Source organism: Streptomyces sp. NPDC028722 (assembly GCF_040637655.1).
GTDB lineage: Bacteria > Actinomycetota > Actinomycetes > Streptomycetales > Streptomycetaceae > Streptomyces.
In genome coordinates this window covers 40982-47196 of record NZ_JBEZWU010000036.1, presented here as the reverse complement: position 1 = coordinate 47196, position 6215 = coordinate 40982, and the positions used below count along the sequence as shown (strand labels likewise).

General features: G+C 73.8%; 8 protein-coding genes. 6 read left to right on the top strand and 2 right to left on the bottom strand.

The features are described 5' to 3' along the window. From AB0F03_RS33965 to AB0F03_RS33945, 5 genes are all read left to right on the top strand, one after another. A partial coding sequence (locus AB0F03_RS33965) for a hypothetical protein (RefSeq protein ID WP_361999292.1) occupies nucleotides 1-150 on the top strand: 150 nt, incomplete at its 5' end. A gap of 15 nt (nucleotides 151-165) precedes the next feature. Then, nucleotides 166-1044 carry a phosphogluconate dehydrogenase (NAD(+)-dependent, decarboxylating) gene (gene gnd / locus AB0F03_RS33960; protein WP_361999289.1) on the top strand — a complete coding sequence of 293 codons (879 nt, stop codon included), beginning with the start codon at nucleotides 166-168 and terminating at the stop codon, nucleotides 1042-1044. Nucleotides 1045-1050: 6 nt separating this feature from the next. Then, complete coding sequence (locus AB0F03_RS33955; RefSeq protein WP_361999284.1) at nucleotides 1051-1644, top strand: histidine phosphatase family protein; 594 nt, start codon at nucleotides 1051-1053, stop codon at nucleotides 1642-1644. Between the two features lie 111 nt (nucleotides 1645-1755). After that, nucleotides 1756-3219 (top strand): membrane-associated oxidoreductase, encoded by a 1464-nt coding sequence (locus AB0F03_RS33950; protein WP_361999281.1) that lies wholly within the window; start codon nucleotides 1756-1758, stop codon nucleotides 3217-3219. A gap of 115 nt (nucleotides 3220-3334) precedes the next feature. Continuing rightward, a complete protein-coding gene (locus AB0F03_RS33945) occupies nucleotides 3335-4000 on the top strand; it encodes a TetR/AcrR family transcriptional regulator (RefSeq protein WP_361999278.1) in 666 nt (221 codons plus the stop codon). Between the two features lie 50 nt (nucleotides 4001-4050). On the opposite strand, the gene AB0F03_RS33940 is transcribed toward AB0F03_RS33945, so the two are convergent. Further along, a complete protein-coding gene (locus AB0F03_RS33940) occupies nucleotides 4051-4647 on the bottom strand; it encodes a TetR/AcrR family transcriptional regulator (protein WP_361999276.1) in 597 nt (198 codons plus the stop codon). A gap of 100 nt (nucleotides 4648-4747) precedes the next feature. On the opposite strand from AB0F03_RS33940, the gene AB0F03_RS33935 reads away from it, so the two are divergent. Further along, nucleotides 4748-5626, top strand: a complete 879-nt coding sequence (locus AB0F03_RS33935; RefSeq protein ID WP_361999273.1) for an NAD(P)-dependent oxidoreductase — start codon at nucleotides 4748-4750, stop codon at nucleotides 5624-5626. 22 nt (nucleotides 5627-5648) lie between these two features. Here the strand turns inward: AB0F03_RS33935 and AB0F03_RS33930 are convergent, their stop codons facing one another. Beyond that, nucleotides 5649-6086 (bottom strand): PPOX class F420-dependent oxidoreductase, encoded by a 438-nt coding sequence (locus AB0F03_RS33930; protein ID WP_361999271.1) that lies wholly within the window; start codon nucleotides 6084-6086, stop codon nucleotides 5649-5651. Between the last annotated feature and the right edge of the window lie 129 nt (nucleotides 6087-6215).

The window sequence follows — 6215 nt, the reverse complement described above, 5'->3', positions numbered from 1 at the left end:
AACATCGACTCCTTCGACCAGTGGGGCGTGGAACTGGGCAAGGTCCTCGCCAAACGCGTCGAACCCGCCCTCACCGAAGGCACCGACGTCCCCGGTCTCGATCCGTCGACGAAGGCCCTCGTCGCCACCTACCGTTCTCTCAGGAAGTGAAGTGACATGACAGCCATGCAGTTGGGCCTCATCGGTCTGGGCAAGATGGGCGGCAACATGCGCGAGCGGATCCGCCGCGCCGGCCACGAGGTCATCGGCTACGACCGCAACCCCGAGGTCTCCGACGTCAAGAGCCTCGCCGAACTGGTCGAGAAGCTCGACGCGCCCCGCCATGTGTGGGTGATGGTCCCGGCCGGCACCGCCACACAGGGCGTCATCGACGAGCTGAAGGACCTGCTGTCCGAGGGCGACACCGTCATCGACGGCGGCAACTCCCGCTGGACGGACGACGAGAAGCACGCCGCCGAACTCGGCATCAAGGGCATCGGCTTCGTCGACGCCGGTGTCTCCGGCGGTGTGTGGGGCCTGGAGAACGGCTACGCGCTCATGGTCGGCGGCGACAAGGAGCATGTCCAGCGGATCCAGCCGATCTTCGACGCGCTCAAGCCGGAAGGCCCGTACGGATACGTCCACGCGGGCCGGGTCGGCGCCGGGCACTTCTCGAAGATGGTCCACAACGGCATCGAGTACGCGATGATGCAGGCCTACGCCGAGGGCTGGGAACTGCTGGAGAAGATCCGCTCGGTGGACAACGTCCGCGAGGTGTTCCGCTCGTGGCAGGAGGGCACCGTCATCCGCTCCTGGCTGCTGGACCTCGCGGTCAACGCCCTGGACGACGACGAGCACCTGGAGAAGCTGCGCGGCTACGCGGAGGACTCCGGCGAGGGACGCTGGACCGTCGAGGCGGCCATCGACAACGCCGTGCCGCTGCCCGCGATCACCGCCTCGCTGTTCGCGCGGTTCGCGTCCCGGCAGGACGACTCGCCGCAGATGAAGATGATCGCCGCGCTGCGCAACCAGTTCGGCGGCCACGCGGTCGAGAAGAAGGACTGACCCGCCGTGGGGGACCTCCTGCTGGTCCGCCACGGTGAGACGGAGTGGAGCAGGTCGGGACGGCACACCAGCTGGACCGACCTGCCGCTGACCGGGCACGGCGAGGAACAGGCCAAGTCCCTCGTCCCGCTCCTCACCGGCCGGACCTACGCCCTGGCGCTGGCCAGCCCGCTGAGCCGTGCGATACGCACCGCCGAACTGGCCGGCCTGTCCGGGGTCGAAACCGACCCGGGGCTGCGCGAGTGGGACTACGGCGGCTACGAGGGCATCACCACCGTCGACATCCACCGCGACCGTCCCACCTGGGACCTGTGGACCGACGGCGTGCCGCCCGGCCCGGACGGCCATCCGGGCGAGTCACCGGCGCAGATCGGTGCCCGGGCCGACCGGGTCCTGGCCCGCGTCGGCGCGGCCCTCACCGAGGACGCCGGTGACGTGGTGCTCGTCGCCCACGCCCACTTCCTGCGCGTCCTCACCGCACGCCGCCTGGGCCTGCCGCCCGCCGAGGGCCGGCTGTTCCAGCTGGCCACCGGCACGGTCAGCCGCCTGTCGACCGAGCACGGCCGCCCGGTGATCGCGGAGTGGAACGTCCAGCCGTAGCCGACGCCCCGTGTGCCCCCGGTCCGCCGACGCGGACCGGGGGCACACGGCCGTCCGGGCACCGGGGGGCCGCGTTGACAGCCGCTCCCGGCCCGGGTCAGAGTCGCCCGGGTGGAGACCAGCGAGCTGACGGCGGCCGAGGAGCGGGTGTGGCGGGCGTTCCCGCGAGGGGAGTCGGTGGACCTGAGGGAGCGCCCTGACGAGGACACCGCGGACGGCGGCGGCTGGGGGCCCGGACGCACGGTGCGCGCCCGGGTGTTGCGGGCCCTGCTGCTGGACGGTCCGCGGCACGACGGGGAGATAGCCTCGCTGGATCTGGCGGGCGCCCGGATCACCGGCCGGCTCGACCTCCAGTACGCGACGATCGACCACCCGGTGCGGCTGCGGCACTGCCACTTCGACGAGGCTCCGCGGTGCGACGGCGCCCGGCTGCGCGAGCTGAACCTCAGCGAGTCCGTCCTGCCCGGGCTCACCGCCCACGCCCTCCACGTGGACGGCGTCCTGCGGATGACCCGCACCCGGTGCCACGGCACCGTACGGCTCGGCGGCGCCCGCGTCACCGGCAGCCTGTACCTGGAGAGCGCCGAGGTGGCCGCCCCCGGCGAGGAGCATCCGGTACTCCAGCTCAACCAGGTCACCATCGGCGGCGACTTACGGGCGCTGGGCCTGCGCACGCACGGGCAGACACGGCTCAACGGCGCCGTGATCACCGGGTCGGTCAACCTCTGCGAGGCGCGCCTGAACCATCCCGGGCAGGGCGCGCTCGACGCGCAGACGCTCTCCGTGGGGGGCGACATGCTGGTCCGGCACGCCGAGGTGCGCGGCTGGACGGGCCTGCGGGGCGCCCGTGTCGCGGGCCGGCTCGACCTGTCGTACACCCTCCTGTCCAATCCGGGGAGTCCGGCGCTGCGGGCCGGCAGCACGACGATCGGCGAGCTGTGGCTGCGCAAGAGCCCGCCCATGGACGGCTCCCTCGACCTGCGCCGCGCCCAGCTGGAAGTCCTGCTGCTGGAACCGGAGTCGGTGCCCGAGGAGGTGCGGCTCGCCGGCCTGACGTACACCTCGCTCACCCCGCACGCGCCCGCCGAGCACCGCCTGCCCATGCTGGAACGGGAGCGGGACGGCTATGTCCCCCACGCCTACGAGCAGTTGACGGCCTCCTACCGCCGGACCGGGGACGACCACGCGGCCCGGCTGGCGCAGCTCGCCAAACAGCGCCGGCACCGCCGCACCCTGCCCTGGTACGGCCGGCTGTGGGGCCTGGTGCAGGACGTCGCCGTCGGCTACGGCTTCCGTCCGCTGCGCGCCGCCGGCTGGCTGCTGTCGCTGCTCGCCCTCGGCTCCGCCGCCTTCGCGCTGCACCACCCGCGACCGCTGAACGCGGACGAGGCACCGCCGTTCCACCCGGTGTTCTACACGCTCGACCTGCTGCTGCCGGTGATCTCCTTCGGGCAGGACTCGGCGTTCGCGCCGCGCGGCGGCTACCAGGTTCTCGCCTACGTCCTGGTCCTCACCGGCTGGATCCTGGCGACGACCGTGGTCGCCGGCGTCACCCGCACGGTGAGCCGCCAGTGACACCGCGCGCCGGGTGCCGGACCACCGGCCGGCCGCGCCCCCGGGCCCTGCTTCTACAATCACCGGCACGCGCACGCGCACCCCGCCCAGGCTCCCCACGGCCCGAAGGAACCCGATGACCAGCGTCGAAGAACCGGCAGGACCCGGCGGGCGCCCGCGCGACCCCGCCCGGACCAGGGCCGAGATCCTCGACGTGGCCACGCGCGAGTTCGCCCGGGCCGGCTACGACGGCGCCCGGGTCGACGAGATAGCGGCCCGCACCCGCACCACGAAGCGGATGATCTACTACTACTTCGGTGGCAAGGAGCAGCTGTTCACGGCCGTGCTGGAGCGGGCGTACGGGCTGATCCGGGACGCCGAGCAGCAACTGGACGTCGAGCACCTGGACCCGGTCGCGGCGATCCGGCGGCTGGCCGAGCTGACCTTCGACCACTGCGAGCGGCACCCGGACTTCGTCCGCCTGGTCGGCATCGAGAACGTCCAGGGCGCCGGGCACCTCGCGGCCTCCGGGCGGCTCGGCCGGACCGGTTCCCCGGTGCTCGACGTGATCCGCCGCGTCCTCGCGGCCGGGCGGGACTCCGGGGTGTTCAGGACCGGCGTGGACGCGGTCGACCTGTACGCGGTGATCACCTCGTTCTGCTTCTTCCGGGTCGCCAACCGGCACACCTTCGGCACCCTGTTCGGGCGGGACCTGATGGACCCGGCCCAGCGCGCGCACCACCGGGCCATGCTCTCCGACATGGTGATCGCCTACCTCAGGGCGGAGCGGACGCCGGGCTGACGCCCACGCGCACGGATCGCCCGACCGGGCCGGCCCCGCCCGGCGCGCCCTCACCCGGTGGGGTCCACCGCCGCGTCGAGCAGCGGGCCGAGCTCCCGCACGACGGTGGTCAGGGGCCGTACGTCCCGCTCGGCGCGCGCCATCAGGATGGCGCCCTCCAGGGTGCTGATCATGAGGGTGGCCAGCGACCCGGCCCGTGCTGCGGGCACGCCCAGGTCCGTCAGCGCCGCGGTGAGCGGGCCGCTCCAGGCCGTGAACGCGGCGGCCACGGCCCGGCGGGTCGAGCCGTCCGAGGCGGCGCGGTCGACCGTGGCGGCGGCGACCGGGCAGCCCGCCGCGAAGCCGTCCCGGCCGTACTCGTCGGTCCACTGCGCGGCCATCGCCGCGAACAGCCCGCTGGGCGCCGGCTGGTCCAGGCCCGCGAGGAACCGGGCGATGCGCGTGCCCGCGTACCGGCCGGCCCACTCGACCGCCTCGTTGACGAGCTGTTCCTTGCCGCCGGGGAAGTAGTGCTGGAGTGAGCCGCGGGGGGCGCCGGCGTGTGCGGCGACCTCGCGCATGCCGGTCGCGGCGACCCCGTCGCGCCGGATGAGCTGGGCCGCGCTGAAGACCATCCGTTCCCGCGGACCGCGCCGCGCCTGTGCCATCTCCACCTCCGGTCCCCGGTCCCCACTCTATGACCCTCGTCATAACGCGCGCTACTATGACCGCTGTCATAGTCGGTGCGCGGCGGCGGAGGGCGGTCCCATGCCGGTCGGTTTCATCGGTCTCGGAGTGATGGGCCGGCCCATGGCCCTGCGTCTGGCGTCCGCCGGCACTCCCCTGGTGGTGTGGAACCGCACCCCGGAGCGCGCGGCGGAGCTGCGTGCGGCCGGCGCCGAGGTCGCCGCGGACCCCGGCGAGGTGTTCACGCGGGCGGAGACGGTACTGCTGATGCTCGCCGACGGGGCCGCGGTGGACGCCGTCCTCGGCCGTGGCACGCCCGCGCTGGCCGGGCGGGTCGCGGGCCGGACCGTCGTCCACATGGGCACGACCTCCCCGGAGTACTCCCACGCCCTGGAGGCCGAGATCCGCGCCGCGGGCGGCCGCTACGTCGAGGCACCCGTCTCCGGGTCCCGGGTGCCGGCGGAGCAGGGGCAGCTGGTGGCCCTGCTCGCCGGGGAGCGGGACGCCGTGTCCGCCGTACGGCCGCTGCTGGACCCGATGTGCCGGGAGACGTTCGTGTGCGGGCCGGCGCCGGGCGCGCTGCTGATGAAGCTGTCCGTGAACCTGTTCCTGATCACCCAGGTGACCGGGCTGGCCGAGGCGTTCCACTTCGCCGAGCGGCAGGGACTGGACCGCGGGCTGTTCCTGGAGGTCCTGGACGCGGGCCCCATGGCCAGCGGGGTCTCCCGGATGAAGGCGCCGAAGCTGCGCGAGCGGGACTTCGCCGTCCAGGCGGCGGCACTGGACGTGCTCAAGAACAACCGGCTGATCGCGGAGGCGGCTCGCACGGCCGGTCTGGCCTCACCGCTCCTCGACGTCTGTCACTCCCTGTTCGAGGAGACGGTGGCCCAGGGCCACGGCGGCGCGGACATGGTCGCCGTGCTGCGGGCGATCGAGGCGCGGACCGCCGGGGCGCCGTGAGCCCCGGCCGTACGGCGCCCGGTCAGCTCCGGGGGACGCCGTAGGCCCGCTCGACGCGCAGCCGTACGACCAGGCGGCGGTCGCGCACCATGGCGGCCCGGTAGTCGTCCCAGTCGGGGTGTTCGCCGCTGACGTCCCGGTAGAGCCGCACCAGTTCCTCGACGGTCGCGTCGTGGGTGTCGGCGGCGACCGGCGTCAGCTCGGCGGTGCCCTCGGCGACGGTGTACGCCCAGCGGTCGGCGCTGGTCACGTGGTACGAGGCGCGCGGGTCGCGGCGCAGGTTGCGGGTCTTGGCCCGGCCGTCGGTGACCGAGATCCGGATGACCCGCTCGTCCGGATCGTAGGCGTGGGTGACATTGGACAGCTGGGGACGGCCGTCGCGGCGGAGCGTGACCAGCACGCCGCCGTGACCTTCGGAGAGCAGGGCGAGCAGTGCGTCCTGCGGGGTGTCCTGAGTCATATCCGGATCAACTCCCGGCGGCGGTGCGCGCATTCCCGGCAGGCGGCAGCCGGGGCCACGGCGGTGCTCGCGCCCGGCGTCCCGGTGCTGTCCGGGCCACCGCGACACCCGTCCTCGCCGGCGGGTCCG

Coding starts and splice junctions, on each gene's coding strand:
- AB0F03_RS33935 (WP_361999273.1), top strand. CDS start 4,748: ATGCCGGTCGGTTTCATCGGTCTCGGAGTGATGGGCCGGCCCATGGCC.
- AB0F03_RS33930 (WP_361999271.1), bottom strand. CDS start 6,086: ATGACTCAGGACACCCCGCAGGACGCACTGCTCGCCCTGCTCTCCGAA.
- gnd (WP_361999289.1), top strand. CDS start 166: ATGCAGTTGGGCCTCATCGGTCTGGGCAAGATGGGCGGCAACATGCGC.
- AB0F03_RS33940 (WP_361999276.1), bottom strand. CDS start 4,647: ATGGCACAGGCGCGGCGCGGTCCGCGGGAACGGATGGTCTTCAGCGCG.
- AB0F03_RS33945 (WP_361999278.1), top strand. CDS start 3,335: ATGACCAGCGTCGAAGAACCGGCAGGACCCGGCGGGCGCCCGCGCGAC.